Genomic DNA, 26,432 nt, shown 5'->3' with positions numbered 1-26,432 from the left:
ATACATATCATAAGAAATTAATCAAATAATATAAAACTAAAAATAATATTATGGCAACAGATGATGGAAGTGTACAAGGTGCAACCTGGCCCATGCCAAAATTTCGTTTCGAAGTAGATTTAGGTACGGAATTAACAGGAGTTGCATTTCAGGAAGTTTCTGGGATGGATGTTGAAAACCAAATTATTGAGTACAGAAAAAGTAATAGTCCACTATTTTCTGTAGAAAAAATGCCTGGCATTGTAAAATACGGAAATGTAACAATGAAACGAGGTGTTTTTGTAAACGATAATACATTTTGGGATTGGCATGCAGAAATTAAAATGAATACAATAAAACGTAGAACAGTTTTAATTAAACTTTTAGATGAAGCAGGAAATGTTACTATGCAATGGCAATTAAATAATGCTTGGCCAACAAAAATTTCAAGTACAGATTTAAAATCTGATGGTAACGAAGTGGCTGTTGATACATTAGAAATAGCACACGAAGAGTTAATTATTACAAATGGCTAAAAAAAATCAGAAAGCAAAAGAAGAAAGTAAAGTAGGGAAGTTCCCCGTAGGCTTTTACTTTTCTGTTTCGTTTGATGGTGGTAAAGAAATGCCTTTTCAACAAGTATCTGGTTTAAGTAAAGAACAAACCGTAGAAGAAGTAATAGGTGGAGGCGAGAATAGATTTAAGTATCGCCTTCCTTCTATTACTGCGAGTCAAAATTTAGTATTGAAAAGAGCTGTTGTACCAAAAGGAGATGAGCTTACTACTTGGTGTAAAGATTCTATAGATGGAGGTTTAGCTAAGCCGATTAAAACTAAAACAGTATCAATTAATTTATTGAATAATGAAGGCCAGGTTTCTATGAAATGGAACTTTTATAAAGCTTATCCAATTAAATATTCTATTTCTGATTTAAAATCTCAAGAGAGCGAAATCTTAATGGATACCATAGAATTAGCTTACATACATTATACTACTTCTTAAGTACAAAAAGATGTTTTAGAACTAAAAAATAAATAGATGCCTGTAGAAATAAGAGAGCTAATTATTAAAACTGAAATAAAAACAGCAGTAGAGCAATCATCAACAATACAAGATATTGATCTCTCAGTTTTTAAAGAAGAAATAATAGAAATGTGTAAACGCATGCTTTCTGAAGAAGTAAGAAGAACAAGTTATCGAAGATAGTTATGGGATTAGAACACATGAAAATAGCAGGATATTATGATGGTGATTTTACCAATCCTATACCTGGAGATCCTTATAAAGTTATGATTAATCCAAACACAATAAAGTGGAATCGAAAAATCATATATAACAAGCAGCGTCCAATCGATGCAAGTAAAGCTTCTCAGAAATATAAAAACTCAGGAATAGATGATTTGAGTTTTGATATTGTTATTGATTGTACTGGAGTTGTATTTTCTAAACGAGTAGATATGGCTACAGAAATAAAAACTTTAGAAGATATAGTTTACAAATATGATGGAAAAATACACCGACCAAATTTTGTAAAAGTACAATGGGGAAGTAATATTTCTTTTAAAGGAGTTTTAAAAACGTTTAATACAACATACACACTTTTTAAACCAGATGGAAGTCCTTTAAGAGCAAAGGTCTCATTGAGTTTTGAAGAATATGTCTCGCCTAAAAAAAAGTGTAAAGTTGAAAAAAAAGAATCTCCAGATATTACACATTTAGTAGAGGTAGTAGAAGGAGAAAGCCTTCCTCAATTATGTAATAAAGTTTGGAATAATCCACTTTATTATGTGCAAGTAGCGAATTATAATGGATTGAATAAGTTCAGAAATCTTAAAGGTGGGCAAGAATTAATTTTTCCACCAATCATAAAATCATAAGAATGGGATGTAACGGTTCAAATGGAGGCTTAGTCACTTTTGCGATAAAGATTGACGGAACTCAAATTCCTGATGTAATCGAAATTCAAAAAGTAGAAGTTGAGAAATCAGTGAATAAAGTATCAAAAGCTATTATTACTGTTATAGATGGAGATCCAGCTACAGAAAGCTTTGAAGTAAGTTCTTCAAAAACATTTCTTCCAGGAAATAAAGTAATAATAGAAGCAGGTTACGATACTATGAATAAAACTATTTTTAAAGGAATTGTAACTAAGCAAAGTATTGATATTTCAGATGCTGAAGGAGCTACTTTACAAGTTGAATGTAGAGATGAAGCTGTAAAAATGTTAGTAGGTCGTAAGAGCCTTACATTTTCTAAAAAGAAAGATAGCCAAATTATGTCTTCAATTATAGGAAGTTATTCTGGACTCTCAGCTGATGTAACCAATACCACTACAAAATGGCCAGAACAAGTACAATATTTTACTACAGATTGGGATTTTATTATGGCTAGAGCAGAAGTAAATGGAATGGTTGTAACAACATTAGATGGAAAAGTATCTGTATTTCCTCCTGATAAAAATAAAAAACCAGTTTTAGAAATTACTTATGGTGATGATTTAATGGGATTTCATGCAGATTTAGATGCGGTTACTCAATTAGGAAATGTTAAAGCCGAATCTTGGGATTATACAAAACAGAAAATACTATCAGGCTCTTCTAAAAATTCATATTCAGGTCCAGGAAATTTATCTAGTCAAACCTTATCAAAAGTGGTAGGTTTAAAAGATTTTGAAGTTCAAACTACAGCGCCTTTACAAAGCACAGATTTAACCAATTGGACTAAAGCTGTTTTAACTAAAAGTGATTTCTCAAAAATAAGAGGAGAAGTTAAATTCCAAGGAACAAGTAAAGTTAACCCAGGAAATTATATCACATTAGATGGTTTAGGAGATCGATTTAATGGAGATCATTTTGTTTCTAATGTACGTCATGTTATTGCAAAAGGAAATTGGATTACTGAAACTGCGATAGGATTATCGCCAGTTTGGTTTACACAAGAGCCAGATGTTATGGCTCCTCCTGCTTCTGGATTATTACCTGGAGCTCAAGGATTATTTAATGCTACGGTAAAGAAAATTTACGAAGACCCAGATAATCAATTTAGAATTTTAGTAGATATTCCACTTTTCGATGATAAAGGGCAAGGGATTTGGGCTAGGTTATCCAATTTTTATGCAACATCAGGAGCTGGAGCATTTTTTTTACCAGAAATTGGAGATGAGGTTATTGTTGGTTTTTTAAATCAAGATCCACGATTCCCAATTATACTTGGTAGCGTATACAGTAGCAGTAAACATAAACCATACAAAGAATTAAAGCCTAATCAGAAAAATTCAAAGAAAGCAATTGTATCCAAGCAAGGAATTTTTATCGAGTTTGATGATGAGAACAAAGTGTTTACAATAGAAACACCAAGTAAAAATACAGCGATTTTTGATGACAAAAGTAAAAAAGTAACGATTAAAGATCAGAATAATAATAGTATCGTCATGTCTTCTAGTGGTATTGTTATTAAAAGTGCTAAAAGTATTTCTATAGAAGCAAATCAGAAATTAACATTAAAAGGAAAACAAGGAGTTACAATAGATGGTTCACCAGGAGACGTAACTCTTAAAGGAACGAATATTAAAAACTCAGCAAATGTGAAATTTTCAGCAAACGGAAGTGCGCAAGCAGAGTTAAAAGGAGGTGCTCAAACTGTAATTAAAGGAGCAATGGTAATGATTAACTAAATAATTAAAAATAAACAAAATGCCACCAGCAGCAAGATTAACAGATTTTCATCAATGTCCAATGCAAACACCAGCAATTCCAGCACCAATTCCGCATGTTGGTGGACCAATAATTGGCCCAGGACAACCAAATGTATTAATAGGAAAATTACCAGCGGCAAAAGTTGGAGATATGTTGGTATGTGTAGGCCCGCCAGATGTAATTGTGAAAGGATCTGCAACAGTTAAAATAGGAGGAATGCCTGCTGCAAGAATGGGAGATGCAACCGCTCACGGAGGTAAAATAGTTTTAGGAGCTTTTAATGTGATGATTGGTGGATAGCATTGGAATAAAAAGAAAGAAAGAATTTTTAGGTTCAGGTTGGTCTTTTCCAGTAACTTTTTCTGTTGGAAATCATCAATTAATAACTACTCGATTTGAAAATAATATCAAAGATTCTATTGATGTCATTTTGCAAACGAATTTCGAAGAACGACCTATAAATCCTCAATTTGGATCAGGATTACAACAGTTTTTCTTTCAAGAAATGAACGAGACATTAAAAGCTGAAATTAGAGATACAGTAAGAATAAGTTTATTAAATAACGAACCAAGAATAAGTGTGCTAGATGTAGAAGTTACCTATATAGATATTGATAATGGATTGATTGAAATAGATGTTGCATACGAATACAACCAAACAAATACAAGACACAATTATGTATATCCTTTTTATTTAAAAGAAGGTACAAATTTAGGAAAGTAATTAATGAGTTTAATTAATCAAAATAAAGCTTTAAAGTCATTGTCAATGGCACTTGAAAATCAAGTTAATCTAATCGATAGTCGATCGGAAATAGATGATTTGAATTTTCTAGTAAACTTTAGTTCATTGATTAATTTTTATGATGACAAGAATCAAGTAAATGGAAGTTGGACGCCTTTTTTATTGAAAGATCCATCATTTTTAATGGCTTCTATTGCAAAAACTCCTTTTAAAAAAATGTACACGCTTTTTTTACAAACTAGTGTTACTTTAAAAAGAGTTTTAGAGCAAAAAGAATTAGAAAAAAACGAGATAAAAGAGAAGGTGTTAATTGGATTTAAACAATTATTTCATCAATTATTACATGTTTTTCATTTAATAGAAAGATGGATATATTATATGTTACAATACCCGCTAGAATACAAGCTAAAGAGTTATGTAATTAGAGAAGTAAAAACAAAATATAGCCACTTTTTATGGGCTATATTATGGTTAAAAAACCAATTACATCATAATAAAATTGTAGAAAAAACAGAAGATGATAACGACAATATATATCAATCTTATGATAAAAATATTTGGAAATCTGGAGTTAAAACTACACCGTATTGGGAATTATTAGAAATTAATTATTCGATTGAAAATACTAATAAAGGACTATTAAATATATCTGGAACATTAAAAAAAATAGGAGAAATTATGTTCTCATTTTTTAATAGTATTATAGAATATGCGCCAGTAGAGTTTCAAGAACTTGAAAAAGAAAAAGATTTATATCCAGATACATTATTACTTAAAACATTTACTGAATTAATAAAACCGTATAAAAATCAGTTGAATGGATTAACAAAAAAGCATCTTAACTTTTACTATAAAGACATTTTAAAAGAAAGAAAAACATTAGCAAAACCAGATTCGGTTTTTGTGTGTGCAGAACTTCAAGAAAATGTATCAACTTTTGATTTGGCAAAAGGAACACTTTTTAATGGTGGTACTTATCAAGATGATTCAACGATTTTATATGAATCTGTAGAAAATGTATCTATAAATCCAGCCAAAATAGCAGAAGTCTATACTTTATCTAAAGTATCTAATGAAAAGAAAGAAAGTTTTAAACTTTATCTTAAAACACATGAGAATGTAAATGAAGTAAAAACTAGTGAAGAAGGAGAAATTCAGAGTTGGAAAACTTTTGGTTCTTCTACAATTAAAGACGGTAAAAAAGTAAATTTAGGTTTTGCTTTTGCTTCTCCTATGTTATTTTTAAATGGAGGAAAAAGAAAACTTTGTATCACTATAACTTTCAAAGAAGATATTTTAAATCTAGAGTTTTTTACAAAAGGAATTTATCAATTAAGTACAGAAGAAGAATGGTTTATAATTCTAGATTCACAAATAAAAATAACTCAAAATCAAGAAGAATTATCACAGCTTTTTATAGAAATTCAATTAACTGAAGAAGATCCAGCTATCATAGCTTTTTCAGAAGAGAAAGATAATTTTAAAACTTCATGGCCTTTATTTTACATGTCTTTTTCAGAATTCATGGCTGAAGATTATCAGTTAGAAATTAAAACAATTACAATAGATGTTGAGGTTAAAAATTTACAAAATTTTCAGTTGTATAATGATTTTGGAGCGCTAGAAACAGAAAAGCCATTCCAACTATTAGGGCCAACACCTAGTAAAGATCAAAGTTTTATGATTGGTAGTTCAGAGGTGTTTAGTAAGCCTGTTACTGAATTCGATTTTAAATTGAATTGGGATAATTTACCAGATAATTTTATTAAGTATTACGAACAGTATAACAAATACTTAGCAGATTTTTATAAAAATCCGCCAATAAAAGATACAAATTTTGTATTCCAAGATTTATGGAATAAAACAATTGGGAATCTATTTAAAAATAATAAAAAAATAATAAAAAAAGCTTTAGCAGATATAGATAAAGCTATAGAGTCATGGTTTTTAAAAGACGGAAAATTAGTAAATGTACTGATCTCTAAAATTGATAAAAATTTAAATAAAATATTTTCAAGAAATAAGAAGAAATCAGTTTTTGTTTTAAAACAAACAGAAAAAAAAATAAATGTTTTTGTATCTGGATCAGATCAAAATGTAAAAGAACTCAGATCAAAAATAAAAGAACTCATATTAAACACTTTAGTTGAGGTTAATATATATAAAGAACCATTTAATGATAAAGCATTTAAAGTAGATTTTCAGTTGCTTCAAAATAAACAATGGACTGCTGTAGATATGAATTTTACACCTTCTATTTTAAAAGATATTTTTCAATTAAAATCTAATGATTTAACAAGAACTCTCTTTCAAGGTACACCTTTATTTATTGACGAGAAATTTAAAGAATTAAAAATATCAGAATTGATAAAAATCAATAGAAATATAACTGTTGATACATTATTTATTCTTGAAAATATTTTTACTACGGATATTAATTTTCAATTTAAAAACGGAATTCGGTTAGAGGATCAGATTAAAGTAAAAAATGTACTTAAAATCATAAATGATTTAGAAGTTAGTGCGATTTTAAGAATAAAAGAAGAGGTAACGTTAGATAAGGTTTTAAAAGAAGAAAATAGTATAAAACTTACAGATGTTTTTGAAATAAAAGAAAATTTAAAAGCAAGGGAAGTTTTTGTTTTTCAAGAGTTTTTAGAAGTAAATGATACATTTTCTTTTGAAAAAAAATTAAAGAAAATAGGCGTTTTAAAAAATGAAACAACAACGATAGAGCATATTAAGTTTCATATAGAAAAATTGAGAATTATAAATAGATCGCTTTCGTTTAATACCATTATAGAACTGGATGATTCGTTGTTTTTGAAAGATTTTTTAGATGGAAAAACAACTACAATTTTTAAGATAAATAAAGAATTTAAATTCAAAGAATTATTTCATGAAGCTGATTTTAATTTTACAGAAGTTCTTACAAAATCTGTTGAGAGTATAAAAATTGAGTGTAAAAATGAATCACCGATAATTTTAAATTCAACAGGAACACTTTCTTTTAAAGAAACTGTAGAAATATTTAGTTTTTTAAAAATTCAAGATACTTTAAAGTTTACAAATATTTTTCAAACAAAAGGAAAGGAAATCTATGAATTAAAGGAAAATACAACGACTTATAAAGAAATGTTCAATTACAGTGTTTTTGGATCAACTAAAATAACTGAAGTACAAAAAGATATTAATCCTGAAATTCAATATCTTCCATTGGAGTTTGATGAAACATCAACTTCAGGTTTTTTAAGAATGAAATTAACCAATCCGATATACGGATTTGGAGCTATATTATATCCAAAAGTAGTAAGCGCAATTGCAATGTATAATGCCGATTTGTTATCGTTAGCGTTTAACAAACAGGATGTTACTTTTCAAGAAGAAGCAAACGAACCTTATACTCCAATTGTGGGAATATTTACAGGTAATTACAAGAGTAGTTTTACATATGATTTTACAGAAACTGATAAGAAAAATAAATATCCAATTCAATGTTTTTACCAAGATGTTTTTAAAAATTATAAAGTTTACGATAGTAGTTTAAGTACAATTACTAATAAAAAAATCAATGTAAATTTTCCTAGTTTATTACCAAGAATCAAACAAGAAGGAACATTATTTTTAGGGTTACAAGAAGTAATTGCTCCAGCAGAGTTGTCGATTTATTTTCAATTAGTTCAAGATTATGCTACAACTTATACACAAGGAAAATCTGAAATTTCTTATCGATATTTAAGTGAAAATTATTGGAAGAAATTACCAGTTTTAGCAGACGGAACAAATGGTTTTAGTTGTTCTGGCCTTATCGTTTTAAATCTACTATCAGAAAGTGAAAAATTGCATCACACAATGCCAAGCGATAATCTTTGGATTTCAATTTCGGTAGATAATAATACAGATTCTTTTTGTAAAACTTCTTTTTTAAATACAAACGGATTTAAACTAAAAAGAACAGGAAAAAACTTTAGGTTCGATACAGAAAAACCTGAAATAGCTGCAAATACTATTGATAGTCCATATAGCTCAATTCCTCAAATAGCAACAATTATGCAACCTTTTTCATCTTTTGGAGGACAAATGGCGGAAACAGATAGAGGATTTAATAAAAGAGTAAGTGTACGTTTAAAAACAAAAGATAGAGTAATTTCAAACGAAGATTATTACAGAATAATTAAAGAAACATTTGTAGAAGTTTTCTATCCTAAAATAATATTCAATAGAGCTTTAAATAAAACGGAAGTTTTACTAGTAAAAAACATTCAAGATTGGACGGAATCTAATGCTTTTATTCCGTTAGTAAATACATGTTTAATAAACGAAGTTCAAGAATATTTAAAAGGGAGAGCATCTAAATTTGCTAATATTCAAGTAAGAAATTTTGATATTAGGTATTTAAAAATTGAAGGAGAAATAACTGTTACAAATTCTTATGCAGTTGAAGGAGTATCGAAAGAAATTAATAGGAGATTAAATATTTTCTTATCGCCTTGGATTACTACTACACAATCACAAATCACAATAGATTCAGGAATAAGCATAGCTCAGATTTCAGAATTTATTACAAGTTATCCATCTATAAAAAGTGTTCAAAACCTAAAATTATATTTAGGAGAAAGAGAAGAAAAAGGAAAAATAAACTATACAAAAGGACCTTTTCAAATAATAGAAACTAAAACAGTAAGAGGAGAATTACAAGTTGATTTTGAATTAATAACAAAGAAATACACTATAAATTCGAATGTATTAATTGTACCATCATTAAATAATCAAGAATTAATTTATGTGAAATGATGGAAAAGCAAAATTACATAGAAGAAAAAACATTACCGCTAACGATTAATTTTGAGGAGTTAAAAGGTATGGCTCTTGCTTATATTCAAAAGAATAATGATAATACATGGACAAATTTAAATCCAAGTGATCCAGGAGTTACCATATTAGATCAACTATGTTATGCATTTACTGAACTAGGATATTGTAACTATTTTCCAATGAAAGATATTCTTACGAATAAGAATAAAGAGTTAGAAATTAGAAATCAGTTTTACCTACCGGAAGATATTTTAACAACTACACCAGTTACAATTAATGATATTAGAAAATATGTTGTAGATCAGGTGAAAGAAGTAATAAATCTTCAAATTACACCAATAAAAGAAGATTCAAATTACATTGAGGGAAAATATAAAGTAGAGGTTTTAATAGATTCTAGGATAAATAAAAATGAAGAAGCAAAAACTAGTTTAATAAAAGAAGAAAAAGCAGAAGGAAAAATAATAACTAAAGAACAGTTAATTTTAAATCACACTTTTTTTGTTTTAAATACCTGTAGAAATTTAGGAGAATTGTTTTGCTATCCGAAGTCATTGCAATCAAAAAAACAACGAGTTTATGGAACTTTAGAATTAGCAGAAGATCATGATTTAGATACAGTTATTGTAGCTATTGAGTTTGCAATAAATAATTATGTTTTTCCAGAAATTTTAGAAGTAGGTTATGATAAATTAAAGAAAGAAGGAAAAACAACAGATGAAATTTTTAACGGACCTAATTTGAAAAATGGTTGGATAGCAGATGAAACTTTATGTCCTAAAAAAAACAAAATTCAAGCATTTGAGTTAGCTGAAGTAATTCAAAAAGTACCTGGAGTTTTAAGTATTTCAAATGTAGCCTTTAATCGTTTAGGAACAGAGTTAGAAGTTTTTTCTAGACCAGAAGAAATCCTAACTTTTGATTTTATTCAATGTGTAGAAAAAAGTAGTAATTATTTAGATGATGAGCTTGAAGAAAATGCAGAAATAAATTCGTTGTATAATTTTAAAATTTACAGAAAAGATCGACAATTAAATAAAAGTATCAATTCAAATTTACTTCAGGAACTATCCAACTTAAATCAACCGATAGAGCAAATTTCAAAAGTATCTACGATACAAATGTATCCAGAACTACCTAAAGGAAATTATCGTGATATCGAAAGTTATTTTTCAATACAAAATACATTTCCAGAAGTATATGCAGTTGGAGTTGCAGGAGTGAGTGATAATGCTACGGATTTTCAAAAAGCACAATCAAGGCAACTCAAAGGCTATTTAACTTTATTCGATCAAGTATTTACCAACCAATTTATGCAACTTGGGAATTTAGGAAGATTATTTTCTTTTGATAATTCAATAACTGGCGATCCAAAAGATAAAGCTCAATTTTATAGTGTACAAACTTTTAATGAGGAGAAATATCAAAAATACCCAGCGCCATATCTATGCTTTTCTCCAACCTATTTCTATCAATCGTTATATAAAGAAGTTCCGCATATAAAACCTTTATTAAAGAATATTAAAAAGCACGAATTTACTTTTGATGTTTTTGAAACTGAGAAAAAAAAGCAAAACGCTTGGGAAGAATATCAGTACGATCCATACAATTCTTACATCCACGGTTTAATGCTTTTTATGGAAGATGAACATGAAAACATAAAAAGAAGAAACAAGATTTTAAATCATTTATTGGCAAGACATGGAGAATCACCAGAAATTATAGATACAATTATTGAAGGAAATGTGTATTCAGGAAATACACAAAAGGATAAAGTAATTGTAAAAAGTTTATATCTGCAAAATTTAGGATTATTATCTTATTATCAGCCTAAGGCATATAATTATATAGGTTCTAATTTTTTAAGTACAGAGATAATAACAGTACCAGAAAAATTTCAAAAAAAATATAAAAAATTACAAGAAAAGTGGTTACAAGGTAATCAAAAAGATTTCATTTTTAGAACTGTAGAAATCAATAAAACACAGCAAATAAAGAAACCATTTTTTACGAATTATTCTGGTGTAGAATTAAAATTGAATCTTTTATTCTCTTTACCTGTTTTTTATGAAAATTACTTAATTCAAAATGAAGACTCATGTACATATTGGTTATACAAATTTAGGAAAGGATTGTTATGTATTGAAGCCAATTTAATTATTGAATCTTTAACTAATCAACTTGATAAGAATGAAAATCAAATAGATTACTTAGAAAAATATAAATGGGTTATCGATGAGTTTTTAGATAATAGAAATTGCTTATTATTTATTTTTCCTAGTTTTTTTATAGAAGAAAATATAAACTCTACAGAGAAAAATCAATTTAAGATTCCAGATTTTAAAAAACGATTAAGCTATTTTTTAGAAGGGGAATTACCTGTACAAATCATATATCAAATTTTATATGCAAAAGGCAAAGAACTTGAAGCTGTGATTATAGCTTATGCAAATTGGCATAATAGTTTACGCTTCGATGAGCAAACAGGAAAATTACACGGACCTGATTTAGTAGTTCATACGATAGAGTTGATGTTGGCACTTTTAAGTTTAACAAAATCTAAAAAATTATGAGAAACTTAAATCAACATATCGTGGCTCGTTGTAGTTGGAATACTGTTTTTGATGATAAAGAGAAAGGAAGAGAGTTGCAAAATGCAATTAGTAATTGGAGTGAACATTTTATGCCAAGAACATTAAACGATGTTTTTGATACGATTTGTACTCAATATCAAAGTTTTAAAATAAAATCATTAACCATAGATCTTGGAGCAATTCAGTATGAAAACTTAAAAGAACAACTAACACTTAAATTACAGGAAGTATTACAAGAACAATTTCGTGAAATTTTAAACAACCCAAATAAATACAAAAAAAACGTACAAATTTTAAAAGGAGAAGATGTTTGGTTTAATGTAATTACACATTATTTACAGCAAGGAATAATGCCTTGGAATTACACAAAAAGAGGAGAAAATATCAATCAAATTTTTGAAATTCAGTTTCAAGAAAATAAAGAAGCATTAATACAAGCAATTACAGCGATTGCAGAAAAAGAATATGTTCGAAAACGTATAGCATGGCAATTTAAAGAAGCTAATATTCATCATATTATAGCGAGTTTAGAACGAAGTAATCATAATTATATTATAGAGTTTTCAGAAGAGTTTACAAAGCTTCAAACAAAAGAAACATTAGTAAAAGCAGGTATTTATGATTTTAAAAAGAATCTGTGGTTTTGGATTTTAAATTATCTATTTGTTCATAGAGGAACCATGTTTAATAAGGTTGAGTTTGTGAGAAGTAACATTCAACAAATGGCAAATCATTTTAATATGGAATACCATGAACTTTTTGCATTGATAGAAAAAGCAGTTCAAAAACTACACGAGCAATCTTATATTAAAAATGAATTCATTCATATTCTTGAAATTCTTTCACACAAAGAAACAGAGAATTTTCAATACGAAAAAGCTACAATAGCAGAGCAAGAAAAACGCTGGAGTTTACTCTTAAATTATTTACAAAACCCGCAACAACAAAAAACATCATCAGAAAAAGAAGCTTTTAAAGAATTAGTTAATAAACTTTCTCAAATCAATAAAGTTAGATTTCAAAACTTAATTAACAAAATAAATAATACAACAGAAAATTGGCAATTTGTAAGCAAAGATTTACAGCCAGAATTATTTGGAGTTCTCTTAAAATCAATTTCTAATGAAGTCGCAGACAATGTTTTGTTAGAGCTTAAAAATTTACAAAAACTACAAATCCAAAAACATTTTCAATTAAACGAAAATTGGTTGTTTGCTATAAGTTTAAAATTTATAAAAAAATATAAAAGTCAAACTTTTTCAAGAACGAAATATTTGAATTTTATATTTCAAGAAATCAGTACATTAAAGAAGAAGACTAAAACTTCAATTTTAGAAAAACTTCTTAATACAGATGTTCAAGTATATCGAAAAAACGATGTGAATGCTACTATTTTTCATGCGATTAAAGATTTATATACAAATGAAATATTAAATCAAGAAACAAAATTTACAGAAGAGAAATTAGAGATTGTTTTAAAAGCATTAGAAAAGAATTTACAAGAAGGAGGAACTACAATTATCACTGAAAATTATTATGAGATTATTCGTAATTGGATAAAGAAAACACCAAAACAATTATGGAAATCGTTAAAGGTACAGAAAAATAAAAACTTTATTTTAAGAATACTTCCAGAGCTTTTTAATGATGAAGTTCTAAAAACAATAGTATTAGATCAAGTATTATCAAACCAACTAGCATTTATAAAAGACTTAGAAAAGAGTATAAATAAAGTTTTAGAAAAAAATACAGGAGCCAATACCGTTTTACATGAATTTAAAACACAATTATTTTTTAAAGGAATTAAGTTATTAATACTTGAAGAAAATAAAAGTAAAGTTTCATTAGTAACCACTTTATTTAAAGAAATAGTTGTTCAGCAAAGTTATAAAACATCAGTAATAGCAAGAGAAAGTTTGTTAGATGTTTTATTGTATTTTCAAAAAGAACATACCGATTTTTCAATAAATCAAAAGAAAACATTATCGAACTTCATAGAAGAGTTTACACAAACGACTACGTTAGAATTTTTATTAAAGTTTATAGAGTGTACACCAAATAAACAGGAAGAAATTACAGAAATTTTAGAAGAATTAGTTCATCGAAAAGAAATTCATACAGTAGCTTTTAAAAAAGTAGAAAAAAAAATTAGTAATTATTTATTAAAAGATGCAGATGAGGTTTTTAAAAAAACTAAAAATAATTTTAAAAACAGATTAGAAAGTAAGATAGATAATTCTAAAGTGATGCACGAAATTTATTGGCAATGCATAGCGGATTATAAAAAGCATAAAGGTAATCAAACGAAATTTAAAAAGCTCTTAGAAGAAACAATACATTACTTTTTAAATGATAAAATAATACAAAAAGAAGTATTTAAAATTCAATTTTCTTCTCAAATTTTCACTATAAAAAAATTACAAAACCTTCTACAAAAAGCGATAGAAAAAAGAGAATTAACATTAAAAATAAAAACTGAAGAAATAGCAGTTCAATTTGCATTTTTTAAGTTGTTAGAAAGTTCACCTAAAGCGGTAAGAGAAATCATAAGAACTATAAAACTGACAAAGAATCAAATAGAATATTTTGAAGTTTTAATCTCTTTTTCGCAATTTCTAACATTAATAATAAAAGATACTTCTAATAATAAACTAATAGCTTTAATACGTTCAATTCAAGTATTATATACTATTCGGAAAAAAGTTATAGGAACTTCAATAACAAAAGAAAAGGAATTTGCTTTTTGGGAATGTGCACTAAATATATTACAAGAAAAAAAAGAATCAAGTTTAAAAAAAATAGTAAATGATGTTTTCGAAGAATTTTATAAAATCGATACCATTAGTGTAAAATTTATAATTGAAAAAATACTATATGAAAATATTGTTTTACCACCAATTTTAAAAAAGATTTTGGTAAATAAAAATTCAACTTTCAGATTAATAAAAGAAGCAGAAATCATAAGTAATGTTTCAGAAGGTTCACTAAAGAATCAAGTCATAGAATGTTTACCATTATTATCAAAAACACTTTTAGTAGAAAATAAAATTCCGTCGTGGTTTTTACACCAAAATTCAATTACAAAAATTGAATTACTAAAACTTGTACTAAACGAATTTCCCTTAACAATACTAGCAGTTTTACGAAAACATAGTATAGCAAAAAAGAATCTAATATCTAATATCAGTTTTACTGAGATCGTAAATGTATTAAGCAATTTATATCCAGATAAACAAACACTATTAAAATCAGTAGAGAAGTTTTATAAGCTTATAGAATGTAATTCTATAAGTAAAAGTAAAGTGATAAAAATTAGAGAGGTTTTATATGAAAAAGTGTTAAGTGCTTGGATAAAGAATAATTGGAAACCATTAACTACGGCTTCAATTTGGAAGGAACTAATTTGGGAGATTTCTATAAAAAATATCATTAAAGAAAATGATTTTTATAAAGCTTTAGATGAAGTAAAGCTACAGTTACCAAATACGCTACAAGTATCATATGAAGCAACGCGTTCAACTAAAAAAAAGACAATGATTAAAAAAACAATCAAAAAGGAAAATATAAGCGAAACTAAAACAAACACAATTTTTAAAAAGACAAAAATTATGAATGAAAGAATATTAATTCCTAATGCAGGATTAGTATTGTTAAATAGTTATTTTCCAATATTATTTGAGCGACTAAAATTGGTTGAAAACAAGTCTTTTGTTACTAAAGAAGCGCAAATTCAAGCAGTACATTATCTACAGTATGTAGCAACAGGTTTAACACAAACTGAAGAAGAATTTTTGGTTTTAAATAAACTTTTATGCGGATTAAATTTTGAAGAACCTGTAAAAGATAGTTTAGATGTAAGTACAGAAAATAGAGAATTAATAAACGGAATGTTACAATCTGCAATTATGCATTGGAATGCTATTGGAAGTACAACTGTAAACGGATTTCGAGGAAACTGGTTTGTAAGAGATGGAATTCTAAGAGAAAACGAAGATCGATGGGAATTAACAATAGAGAAAAGACCATACGATATTCTATTAAATAAATCACCTTTTTCATTTTCAATTATCAAATTTCCATGGATGCCAAAAGCATTACATGTAAGCTGGCCTTTTTAAAATAAAAATAAACGAAAAGAATATTAACTAAAACAATTTTTTATGAACTCTTATAATGAAAATTTGCAAGCTAGTATATTATCAACACTAAGCGAGCAAGAAACTAAATTACAAAAAACTAAAGCAAATTTAGATGCTTCTATGTTTTCGTTATACTATGCACAAGGAGCTAGAATTACTGCGGCAGAAGAACTACAAAAAGCAAATGTAAACTACAAAGAACAACAAGCCATTTTAGAACAAATGGTTATTGATAGTGATGTTTCTACCAATGTGTTATCTACAACGAATCTAGCGAATACTTTCATTCCAGAAACAGTAAGTAATACAGCAGTTGCAGCAGCAAATGTTCAAATAGCAACAAATGCAATTATAAAGTTAGCGAGTGATGTTGGAAGTATTTTTAGCATTGTAAATGCAGCAGATTATGGAACTGAAATTTACGATCAAAGTAAATATGCTAATGAATTAATGAATGGAAAATGTACAGATAAAAGTAAAGTAGCTAAAGGTGTTGAAGGAACAGCATATTTAGCTGAAAATACTTCAAGATTAAGTATGGAAGCTTCGGCAGAAATAGCCGAAGTACCTATCGCTAATTTAACAGAAATAGTAACTTCAACAGATACAGCTATAAAAGCATTATTAGAAGTTGTTAATACAAATTTTAATACAGCATCAGAAACAATTTTAACAGATACAACAGCATTAACAACATCAAATTCTACAGAGAAAAAAGCCGAAGGATCATTAGAAGATTCAGGTATTGTATATCTATCTACACAGGAAGCTTATGATTTAAGTAATAAACAGTTAAATTTAGATTTAAAAGTAGATTTAGCTGAAGGAGAAGTAAAAGGAAGACCAACATCTTATACTGTAAGTTTTAATAGTTATAAAAGTCCGTTTGCTTATGAGCAAGAAGAAGGAATTACGAGCGGACCAAAAAAGCCAGGTTATCCTGTAAACGATTATTATATCTTTTTAGTAAAAAATAAAGACAAGAATTTTTTTTCAATTTCAGACGCAGAAGGATTAATAACGGAATCAGAAAAGGAACATTTATATATTAAAATTCCGAGTACAATAGAAAAAAAGTATTCTCAAAAGATACAAGTTCTTACCGAAGATCAAAGAAAAGATGATACATCAGACGAAACATATTTAAAAGATGTTAATGGTGAATTTATAAAAATTGGAGAGAATTATGTGGTTTATGTTTTTGCAGTTTTTGACAATGGCTATAAAAAAATAATAAATACATTCGATGATTATTTAACAGCACCATCTGCAACCTTTTCTTTAAAAAATCAATTAGTTGCACCAGATGCAGATAAAATTGAAGTTAATAATAATAAGTTGACTTTTACTTTAGATAAAAAATCTAATTTCGATGTAGAGTATCGTTGTATGTTTTTGTTATACAGTCCAGAATTAACAAAAGGTTTATTAACATTTAACGATCTAATTCAAGTTAAAAACGAAGTAGAAGAACTAGAAAAAGAAAATAAAAGTAAAATAGAAAAGTTAAAATCTCGTATCAAAGATTTAAACGATCAGATTACAAACAAAGGAGCTGAAAATACCGATTTAGATGAGTTAAAAGCGGAATTAGAAAGAGTAAATTCAGAATTAAAAGCCTTAGAAGAGAAAAAAGAAGAATTAACGGAAGAAATTCAAGAGATAGAAGGAGACAAACCAGAATTTTTCTTCAATTACACTATAGCAAAAAGTTTAGAACGAGAAAGTTATCGTTTAGCGAGTTCTAATGGAAAGAAAAAATATTCATTAGAAATAGATATAACTACTACAGATAGTTTTGGAAATAGTTTAATAAACGGGAAACAATACATTCCTGTAGTGTTAGCAATGTCATCTAAAAAAGACGAACGTTTCCGATTTATTGGAGCTCTATCAGATGCTCAGCAAACAGATTTTTTCACTTACACAATAACAAAATAACTTCCTTAAAATAAAATAATATGGCACCAATAACATTAGCTACACCAAAAGTAAAAAAATACGGAATTACAGAGAAAAAGAAAGCAGAGATAGATGCATTAACTAATGAAGTACAAGATGCACAAAACGAAGTTGAACAATTACAAGCAATTGTAGATTCTTTAACGAATAAAACCAATGCATTACAAACAAAATTAGAAACCGATAAAACCAATCAAAAAGCTACCTTAGCCAATAAAGAGTCTTTAGATAAAATTGTAGATGAGGTTATAAATGTTTTAATCAATTCAAAAATTACATTTGTAGGAATAACCAAATCAGATATTAAGATAAAAGAGGTAGCTAATAGTATTGAAGAAGTAATGAATAAACTAATTTATTCTGCTGAAGTAATTAATAAGCTATCAAATTTAGTTATTAGAAAAAAAGCGCAAAATCCATTAATTTCTGATGATTTAGTAACTATGGTTAATACTGCAGGAACAAATGCTAACAATGCAGTATCGCTTACATTAACAGCTTTAAATTCTGTAATCACTTCACAAACTACAAATATCGAGGCAGAAGGAGTAATGTCTTTAGAGTTTTATCAATCAATTAGGTTATATGAATTTATAACTGGAGAAACTGTAAATAATATACTTAAACAAGAAGATATTGATACCTGTATAGATATTTTACAGCAGCAAAAAAATAACTTAGGATCAGAGGAAACTAAAGCTAACGAAAAACCGTCAAAAGATAAAAGTTTAGTTGCTTTAATTAATAAAGCTTATGCAAATGCTACAGTTATATATAACAATACTTTAAGAGCAAATAAAAAAGCGATAGATCAGCTAGGAGAAGCAGAAACAAGACTAAACAAAGCAACAATAAAATTACAATCTTTAGAAGCTGGTTTAGCAGCTGCAAATGCAGCTGCTTTGGCTTCATAAAGTTAATAAACAAGAGATTGTTAAAATAGTATTTAAAACAATCTCTTGTTTTATAAAACTCACCAATGTATAAAACTCCTAACAAAATAAATACAGCACATCAATCAGTAGCAAATACGGGCAAATCGCCTAATAAAAGTAATTATCATTTAGAAGATAATAGAGAACAAATACAGTTAAAAAGTATAATTCAAAGAATAGACAGTGATGATGAAAAAATGATTTCTGAATCAGATGATGAAAGTGATTTTATGCATGAAGAATCAAATAGTGATTATGATTATAATCCGCCATCTGAAGAAGAATTTGATCCTGATGAAATTTATAGAGAATCAGGAAAGTCATACAGAAGCGGACGCTCATTTTACACTGGAAAAACTCAAGACACAAGAAAAAATCTAATAAAACGTCAAACCGATTCAAAAGGGAATTTACGTTCAGGTTTCGCAGGAGATGGACCTATTATTAATTTAGATGCTAAAGGAAGGGAAATAAGAAGCCATAAAAAGAAATCAACAAAAAATAAACAACCCGATATAGATCATATGATTGATTTTTTGGCTATAGATGATGAAATAGATAGATATGATGATAGCGATTTATCTTCAAATGAAATGGAAGAGTTTAAGAACTACTCATACAATGTAGAAAGTAATCTGGAAATTCTATCAAAAAAAATACATAAAGATAAAAAACGATATACAAGAGATAATATACCTCCTAGTTTGCGTAAGAAAGCAAAGGCATTTGTAAAAGCACAAAGAAAAAATTTTAAAGAAGATAAACTCGCTCAAAATAGACTAGAGAAAAGGAGAAAGAAAAATAAAAAATAGCAATAATAAATTAAATATAAGGAGATGATAAATATTACCAAAAAATTTTATGTCGATTTCTATAATAAAACCAATGGTTTTATTCCATCAAAACCTTTGAAACAAAATTTATATCCAGGAGATTTTTTTCAAATTCAAAAAGGAGAAATCATTGTATTGGGAAATATTTTTAGAAAAAATATAGTAGATATAGATGAGGTAATTTTTGAAAACGGAATACCACAAAATGAATTCAATTGGAAGTTTAGCAATGGTGTAACTAAACCATTTGTTGGTAGAGATAGCGGACAAAATCCAATAGAAGGAACTTTTGGATATACCAGACAAGTATTATCCTTTAAAGAATTTGGTAGTTTCTTTTTTACAAGTACAAACCCAGAATCTGTAAAAATAATTAATTGGAATGCTATTGCAGCAGAGCTCATTATAAAACTAACACAAGTACTTTATTCATTTAGAGAAGTATATGTAGTAACAGAAAGTGTAGCGCCTAAAAATTGGACATTAGTTATTTCAGGATCTGATAAAGGAGAATTAGAAATCGCTTCAGAAACCGAAAGTGCTGGACTAATAGAGTTATTTGGAAATGCAAATTCTAAAACTATTCAGGCAAGAGATATAGAATATTATGAAATAGAAAATCATAAACGACCTTCATTTTTTAAAGCAAAAAAGTTGGTAGTACAACCCGAAAAATTAGAAGTTTTTATTAGTGACCTAATAACAGAAAGAACAGGAGTAGCAGATTGGGCATCTAATTTTTTTGATTATGAATTTTATCACGAAAATCTCCATGTTTCTAATAAAACACCAAGAAATCCACAAGCCTCTGTACTAGATATGTTACAAGCTAATCAATTAAATCCAAATACGGCTTTAGAATATTTTAAATGGGAAAATGCAAATCTTGATGATATAGAGCAAATGTTTTTTTCTTATGGATTATAAAATAAACATACAAGCACTATTAAATGAAGTATATTGGTTACAAGAAGTAATTCACAATGTAATAAGTACATACTTAGAGCACGAAGGCGAGCGTCCTTTTTGGATGGATATTCCAATGCCAGATATACAAATACAAGAAAGCGTGTACGCTAATTTTGTAATAACTTATAAGCTTACAATTTTCGAACGCTTGGCTATTGCACTGACTTTAGCACCTCAGCTAAGGCCAGAAGTACTAGATATTTTCTTTGGTAAAAATAAAATTTACGACAGAGGATTTACAGAGTTTGGTGGTGTGATAGATAAAAACCATAGCGGGTTTTTACCAACAGGACAAACCTTATTATTTCTAATCGCAGCCACAAAACCGTCTTTAAGAAAAGATGCTGTAGCTATTTTCAATAAAGATAATATCTTAATAAAAGAGCAAATACTTTCATTAGAAACCACAGAAACATTCATTCCTAAATTCAATGGAATCATAAGCTTAAGCAAACGTTGGTTTCATAACTTCCTGTCAGGAGAAATGCCAAAATTAGAACACAGTAGTACATTTCCTGCACAAAAAATCACAACACATTTAGCATGGGAAGATGTTGTTTTAAACGATTTGGTGATGGATCAAGTATTAGAATTAAAAGCTTGGTTAACTCATGGAAATACTTTACTTAAAGATTGGAAATTATACAAAAAAATAAAACCAGGATATAGAGCTTTATTTTACGGGCCTCCGGGAACAGGAAAAACACTAACAGTTTCATTGTTAGGAAAAGTTTCTAAACGAGATGTATATCGAGTAGATTTATCTATGATTGTATCTAAATATATCGGAGAAACTGAGAAAAATTTATCTAGAGTTTTTGATATCGCTGAACATAAAAATTGGATTCTATTTTTTGATGAAGCCGATGCTTTATTCGGAAAGAGAACAGAAGCCAACAGTTCTAACGATCGACATGCCAATCAGCAAACTTCCTATTTATTGCAACGCATAGAAGATTTTCCAGGCGTTGTCATATTAGCCTCAAATCTAAAAGGAAATATGGATGCCGCATTTACCAGAAGATTTCAAGCTATGATTCTTTTTGATATGCCAGGAGTAAATGAACGTTATCAGTTATGGAAAAATGCATTCTCTGGAACTTGTACACTAGATACTTCAATAGATTTATGGAAAATAGCAGAAGCTTATGAATTAGCTGGTGGAGCAATTATTAACGTATTACGGTTTTGTGCCTTATCAGCCATAAGTAGAGGTGCTACTGTAGTAACTAAAGAAGAACTTTTAGAAGGTATTCGAAAAGAGTTTAAAAAAGAAAATAAAACAATTTCATTAGTGTAAATAGAACCTGTAATGAGTACAATATTAGTAATACAAAACCACAAAGAAAAACATATATATCAATTAATACTCATTATAAAATCTTGGGATAAAAATCTTACAATAACTGATAGAAACATATTACTTGCAGAAGCACTCAATTATTGTGTAGAAAGAAAGGGAATACAAATAAAAGGATATGTAATAGCGAAAAGAAGGTTGTTTTTAATATTGAAAAGCAAGCATCATAACTTAGATAAAATACTGAATTATCTCGCAAAAAAAATAGTAGAATTGATATATGAGTATCAATATATTTTTACTAATGCAGATGAAGAAAGTTTAGGATATGAAAACAGTTATCGAGAACTATTTAAAAAGCAGACTTTATACAATCCATACATTATTAAAATATTAACAGGAAAGAAGATAAAACTCCCATATGAAAATTCACATATAGAAAAACTAAAAGCAATTATTAACACCTATAATTATTGCTCTACTATTGATTATAGCGGAGCTATAGGACCTGTAATTGTTCATACAAAATAAAACAAAACCTCAATTATCATGGAATATAAAAAAACAAACACTGTACAAAGAAAAGAAGCTAGTGCAAATCAAGTAGGTAAAGAAGCAATACAATTGAAGGATAATAGAACTCAACCAATTCAACGTTTTGATATGCCAGGAGGAGGAGATTTAGAGGGGAATTTTAATTCTCAGTTCTTTGGAGGCCTTGGAACTGCTACTGCGAATGTATTAGGGTTTCCAACTCAAAAATTATTACCATTTGCAAGACGTTTTGGAGAGTTACCAAAAGGAAGAGAAGAATTGCAACAAGTTGTAGAACCTTATAGAACGGGAGAAGATACATTAGCAGCTAATATGGCAGAAATGATAACAGGTCAAAATGGAGCACAATCTTTATTAAGGCAGCCAGTAGGTCCTGAAGCTATTCTGGCATTTCAACGACAATTGTCAGCAATGCATGGGGCAGAGGGATTACCTATGTCTAAACAATACGGAGTGGAATTTTCTGGACATATGGATTTAATGAAAGCATTTGGAAAAGACTTATGGAGGAATCCAAGTTCTGGATTTGGTAGTGGTGTTTTACTTCACGGAGTTGGTGCTGGTTTTTCTTTAGCTAAAGGAGTTGGTCATTCTATTAAAGAGAATCCGCAAGAATTTGTTGAACAATATAGTGCAGCTCTCGAAAAACAGTTTGATCCTTCAAGTGGATATTAATAAGGTATGTACGAGAGCTTAAAACATACAAAGTCAAATAGTACGCAAAAAACTAGTGAGTCATCTAGAATTCATAGCCCGTTAAGTATAACAGATAATAGATTAGAGACAACGCAACAATTAAAAATGTGGAATAAAGATCGTTTGCCTGAATCTTTTAAAAATAAGAAATGGTTTATAGATAATTCACCAATACATGGCAAAGGAGTTATGGCAGGTAAAGGTTTGAAAAAAGAAGAAAAATTAGGTAAAGTAGCCTCATTAGATAAAAATATAGGAGTAGATATTACGAGTGATTTTGGGGCTTTAATAAATCATCAATCCAATAAAAATGCAAATGCAAGTATAAAGAAAGAAGGAACTAACTTTTTTCTTAAAACAAATGAAGCCATAAAAGAAGGAGAAGAAATTACCACAGATTATGATACTGCTGGACCGTATTTCGCTAAAAGTAAGTCTTCGTATAAAGATATGTAGATACAACTAGCGAGAAAGAAAATAATGACAGAGAATAATAATTAAAACATTCCTCTTGTGAAAAAACAAGCTCAAATTCAAAGAAAAGAAACCAAAATATCAGTTAGCCAACATATTGGTCAGCGAAAAGAAAATGGTTCTAACGGATGCTCTTTAATCGATAATCGTTCAAGTTCTGTAGTGCAAAAAAAAGAGAATAATACAGGATTGTCAGACAATTTAAAAGCAGGAATAGAGAATCTGTCAGGGTATGCAATGGATGATGTAAAGGTACATTACAATTCCGATAAACCAGCGCAGTTAAATGCACATGCCTACGCACAAGGAACCGATATTCATGTGGCTAGCGGACAAGAAAAACATGTACCACATGAAGCTTGGCATGTAGTACAACAAAAACAAGGTAGAGTACAACCGACCACTGCTGTAAATGGAGCACAAGTTAATGATAATGTAGGTTTAGAAACTGAAGCCGATGTGATGGGAGCAAAAGCATTGAATACAGAAATAAGCAATTCTGTTCAATTAGCTAAAAAAGAGACTACAAGTGGAACTCCTGTTCAGATGTTTAATAAAGGAGTAGCTGCATTTGGAGGGTTAGCCGGTTTCGTTTTAGCAGGAGCAAATCCTCTGTTAGGGCTTGGTATGGCATTATTAGGAGGGGGAATTGGAGGTCTATATGGAGATAATTTATTTAGAGATGAAGAAGAACCAGGATTAGGGGGTAATTTAAACCTACCAATAGTTGATGAATTGGATCAAAGAAACCAGGTTTTACCTCAAGAAAATCCATTACAGATAATTAATGCTCTACAAGGAGATCCACAGCAAAGGAGGGATAATTTAGGGACTCTAATTAATACTCCAACAGGAAGGTTTGTAGAAGATTTAGTTGAGAATCAAGATAACTATCCTGTACTACCAATGAATCCACAGCATTTAGCAATAGGAACAGATAGTGATAGGTATCCGAATATGAATATGCTTAGACCTGTATTAGAGCAAGAACACAATGAAGGTCAAGGTGAATTACCAACTTTTTTAACAGGACATTTATATAACCAAGCAGAAGAATTTAATGAAGAAAGAAATAGACAATTTATCCAAGGATTTATAAATGGAATACCACAAGAAGGAGAAGAAAGAGCAAATTATAGAGTAACCTTAAACCATAATATGGTAAATGCTTGGACTAGACAAAGACAAGAAGGAGAATCATTTAATGATTTTGTACAAAGACGTTACCCTCCTAGAGATGATAGAGAATATGATGGTACAAGGCAAGAGATTAGCGATTTAATAAATGCAGGCTTTACTCCGATTAACACAAACGGAAGCAGAATGACACTTGGTTTAAATTAATGATATATGTATATAAAAACAAATAAACTTAAAGAGAATAAAAGTAATACCGTTGCTAATTCTGTTGCAGGAAAGATTAATAAAGTAAAGCAGTGTGTCAGTTTTTTGGATAATCGATCAGAAACCATTACTCAAAGGAAATTAATGAAGAAACATTCTGTAGATCAACATATAAATAATTCAAATGTAATGCAACTGCGTAAAGTTAAATTAGGAGATGGAAAGGTTGTTGAGACAGATGAACTATCACAAAAACAATTTGAAAGTTTAATAAGAGAACATGCAGAAAGCCATCCTAATATTGCTGCAAAATTAGAGTATCTAATGAACGAGCCACCAACAACTATTATAGACGATGGTGTTGTTAAAATCAATCCAGAGATCATGTACGAAGGACTTCAACCTGAACCTGACTTTTCTCGTAAACCAATAGAAAATGATTTTCATAAAAGTTGGGGGGCAAGAGAACGTGATCCCTATAATAGAGCCAATCCTAATTGGCTACCTCCATTACCTAAAGAACTTAAAGGCAAGGAGAAAAATGATTTTATGAAAAAGCATAATAATAAATACCCAACCGTAAAAATAGCTTCTAAAGATACATTTACTCATTTTACGACTAAAGCAGGTGCAGAAGGAATGAATAATACCGAAATGATGTATCCTTCTGTAGATGCAGGAATTAAAACCACTCATTATGGTAGAGGAGTTTATTTTTCTAGTATAGGAAAGGAAGATTTACAAGACAAAACACATGGAGATATAACAAAAGCAATTTATACACACGATAGTGCAGAAAATAGAGAGCGTAGTGATTATTTAGCAGAAGTAGATATGAGAGATAAATTAGTTTTAGAATATGCTTTAGATGGTAAAGATCCTGTATTTATGCATCCTACTTCAGAGCCTGTAGATGTTCAAGGGAATATAAGTATTAGCAACACAGCCAGCCATGTAATTCAAGATGAAAGACCAAAAGCAAAAGCTATTGATTCGAAACCTAAAGGTCAAGAAAAAAAGAAATTACCTAATCCACCTAAAGCACCAATTGATTATTCATATATCCAAGATTGGGAATACGCACGTAAAGATTATGAAACTGCAAAATCTATAGATCCTGAAACTTATGGAAAAATGTCATTTCCTACATTTTTGGAAGATTACAGCCAAAATATGTAAATTAAATCATTTCTCTTATTAAGAGAACTAACTAAATAGATGAAGAAAATTACATTAATTAATCCTTTTAAAATATAAAAAAACAACCATCAAAAACTCAAATTATAAAACAGAGTTTTTAGTGGTTTTTAATTTACTTTAAGTTCAAGTAGTAAACCTTATAGCTATAAGTATACTTTCTCTAAGTTTATCTAATTGTTCTAGTTCAGTAGTTAATT

The 26,432-nt window shown here is 28.8% G+C and carries 20 protein-coding genes; all 20 read left to right on the top strand.

Annotated features, from left to right (window positions below; genetic code table 11):
- The first annotated feature begins 50 nt into the window (after positions 1-50).
- A complete protein-coding gene (locus ACSIGC_RS03780) occupies positions 51-515 on the top strand; it encodes a phage tail protein (RefSeq protein WP_442266831.1) in 465 nt (154 codons plus the stop codon).
- Positions 508-981, top strand: a complete 474-nt coding sequence (locus tag ACSIGC_RS03775) for a phage tail protein (RefSeq protein WP_442266830.1) — start codon at positions 508-510, stop codon at positions 979-981. The genes ACSIGC_RS03780 and ACSIGC_RS03775 overlap by 8 nt, the downstream gene beginning before the upstream one ends.
- A 36-nt stretch (positions 982-1,017) precedes the next feature.
- A complete protein-coding gene (locus ACSIGC_RS03770) occupies positions 1,018-1,185 on the top strand; it encodes a DUF5908 family protein (protein WP_442266829.1) in 168 nt (55 codons plus the stop codon).
- A 2-nt stretch (positions 1,186-1,187) separates the two neighbouring features.
- Positions 1,188-1,856 carry a CIS tube protein gene (locus ACSIGC_RS03765; RefSeq protein WP_442266828.1) on the top strand — a complete coding sequence of 223 codons (669 nt, stop codon included), beginning with the start codon at positions 1,188-1,190 and terminating at the stop codon, positions 1,854-1,856.
- Positions 1,857-1,858: 2 nt separating this feature from the next.
- On the top strand, positions 1,859-3,652 hold the full coding sequence (vgrG, locus tag ACSIGC_RS03760) for a type VI secretion system tip protein VgrG (RefSeq protein WP_442266827.1): 1,794 nt from the start codon (positions 1,859-1,861) through the stop codon (positions 3,650-3,652).
- A gap of 19 nt (positions 3,653-3,671) precedes the next feature.
- Complete coding sequence (locus ACSIGC_RS03755; RefSeq protein WP_442266826.1) at positions 3,672-3,974, top strand: PAAR domain-containing protein; 303 nt, start codon at positions 3,672-3,674, stop codon at positions 3,972-3,974.
- Positions 3,967-4,398, top strand: a complete 432-nt coding sequence (locus ACSIGC_RS03750) for a GPW/gp25 family protein (protein WP_442266825.1) — start codon at positions 3,967-3,969, stop codon at positions 4,396-4,398. The genes ACSIGC_RS03755 and ACSIGC_RS03750 overlap by 8 nt, the downstream gene beginning before the upstream one ends.
- A 3-nt stretch (positions 4,399-4,401) precedes the next feature.
- Entirely contained in the window at positions 4,402-9,213 is a 4,812-nt protein-coding gene (locus ACSIGC_RS03745) for a hypothetical protein (RefSeq protein ID WP_442266824.1), read from the top strand.
- Entirely contained in the window at positions 9,210-11,807 is a 2,598-nt protein-coding gene (locus tag ACSIGC_RS03740; RefSeq protein WP_442266823.1) for a hypothetical protein, read from the top strand. The genes ACSIGC_RS03745 and ACSIGC_RS03740 overlap by 4 nt, the downstream gene beginning before the upstream one ends.
- A complete protein-coding gene (locus tag ACSIGC_RS03735; protein WP_442266822.1) occupies positions 11,804-15,946 on the top strand; it encodes a contractile injection system tape measure protein in 4,143 nt (1,380 codons plus the stop codon). The genes ACSIGC_RS03740 and ACSIGC_RS03735 overlap by 4 nt, the downstream gene beginning before the upstream one ends.
- Positions 15,947-15,988: 42 nt before the next feature.
- Entirely contained in the window at positions 15,989-17,908 is a 1,920-nt protein-coding gene (locus ACSIGC_RS03730) for a hypothetical protein (protein ID WP_442266821.1), read from the top strand.
- Positions 17,909-17,928: 20 nt separating this feature from the next.
- Positions 17,929-18,843: a bZIP transcription factor gene (locus ACSIGC_RS03725; RefSeq protein ID WP_442266820.1), complete on the top strand. Its 915-nt coding sequence runs from the start codon at positions 17,929-17,931 to the stop codon at positions 18,841-18,843.
- Between the two features lie 65 nt (positions 18,844-18,908).
- The gene (locus ACSIGC_RS03720; RefSeq protein WP_442266819.1) at positions 18,909-19,676 is read left to right on the top strand and encodes a hypothetical protein; all 768 of its coding nucleotides are present in this window, start codon (positions 18,909-18,911) and stop codon (positions 19,674-19,676) included.
- Positions 19,677-19,700: 24 nt separating this feature from the next.
- A complete protein-coding gene (locus ACSIGC_RS03715; protein WP_442266818.1) occupies positions 19,701-20,624 on the top strand; it encodes a hypothetical protein in 924 nt (307 codons plus the stop codon).
- Positions 20,614-21,966 carry an ATP-binding protein gene (locus ACSIGC_RS03710; protein WP_442266817.1) on the top strand — a complete coding sequence of 451 codons (1,353 nt, stop codon included), beginning with the start codon at positions 20,614-20,616 and terminating at the stop codon, positions 21,964-21,966. The genes ACSIGC_RS03715 and ACSIGC_RS03710 overlap by 11 nt, the downstream gene beginning before the upstream one ends.
- Positions 21,967-21,978: 12 nt before the next feature.
- Positions 21,979-22,497, top strand: coding sequence for a hypothetical protein (locus ACSIGC_RS03705; protein ID WP_442266816.1), 519 nt, complete (start codon positions 21,979-21,981; stop codon positions 22,495-22,497).
- A gap of 18 nt (positions 22,498-22,515) precedes the next feature.
- Positions 22,516-23,196: a hypothetical protein gene (locus ACSIGC_RS03700; protein ID WP_442266815.1), complete on the top strand. Its 681-nt coding sequence runs from the start codon at positions 22,516-22,518 to the stop codon at positions 23,194-23,196.
- A 6-nt stretch (positions 23,197-23,202) separates the two neighbouring features.
- Positions 23,203-23,673 carry an SET domain-containing protein gene (locus tag ACSIGC_RS03695; RefSeq protein ID WP_442266814.1) on the top strand — a complete coding sequence of 157 codons (471 nt, stop codon included), beginning with the start codon at positions 23,203-23,205 and terminating at the stop codon, positions 23,671-23,673.
- Between the two features lie 57 nt (positions 23,674-23,730).
- Positions 23,731-25,035, top strand: a complete 1,305-nt coding sequence (locus ACSIGC_RS03690; protein WP_442266813.1) for an eCIS core domain-containing protein — start codon at positions 23,731-23,733, stop codon at positions 25,033-25,035.
- 6 nt (positions 25,036-25,041) lie between these two features.
- Complete coding sequence (locus ACSIGC_RS03685) at positions 25,042-26,214, top strand: hypothetical protein (protein ID WP_442266812.1); 1,173 nt, start codon at positions 25,042-25,044, stop codon at positions 26,212-26,214.
- Positions 26,215-26,432 lie beyond the last annotated feature (218 nt).

Source organism: Tenacibaculum aquaeponti (assembly GCF_052084715.1).
Classification (GTDB): Bacteria; Bacteroidota; Bacteroidia; order Flavobacteriales; family Flavobacteriaceae; genus Polaribacter.
This window is presented reverse-complemented; position numbering and strand designations above follow the sequence as displayed.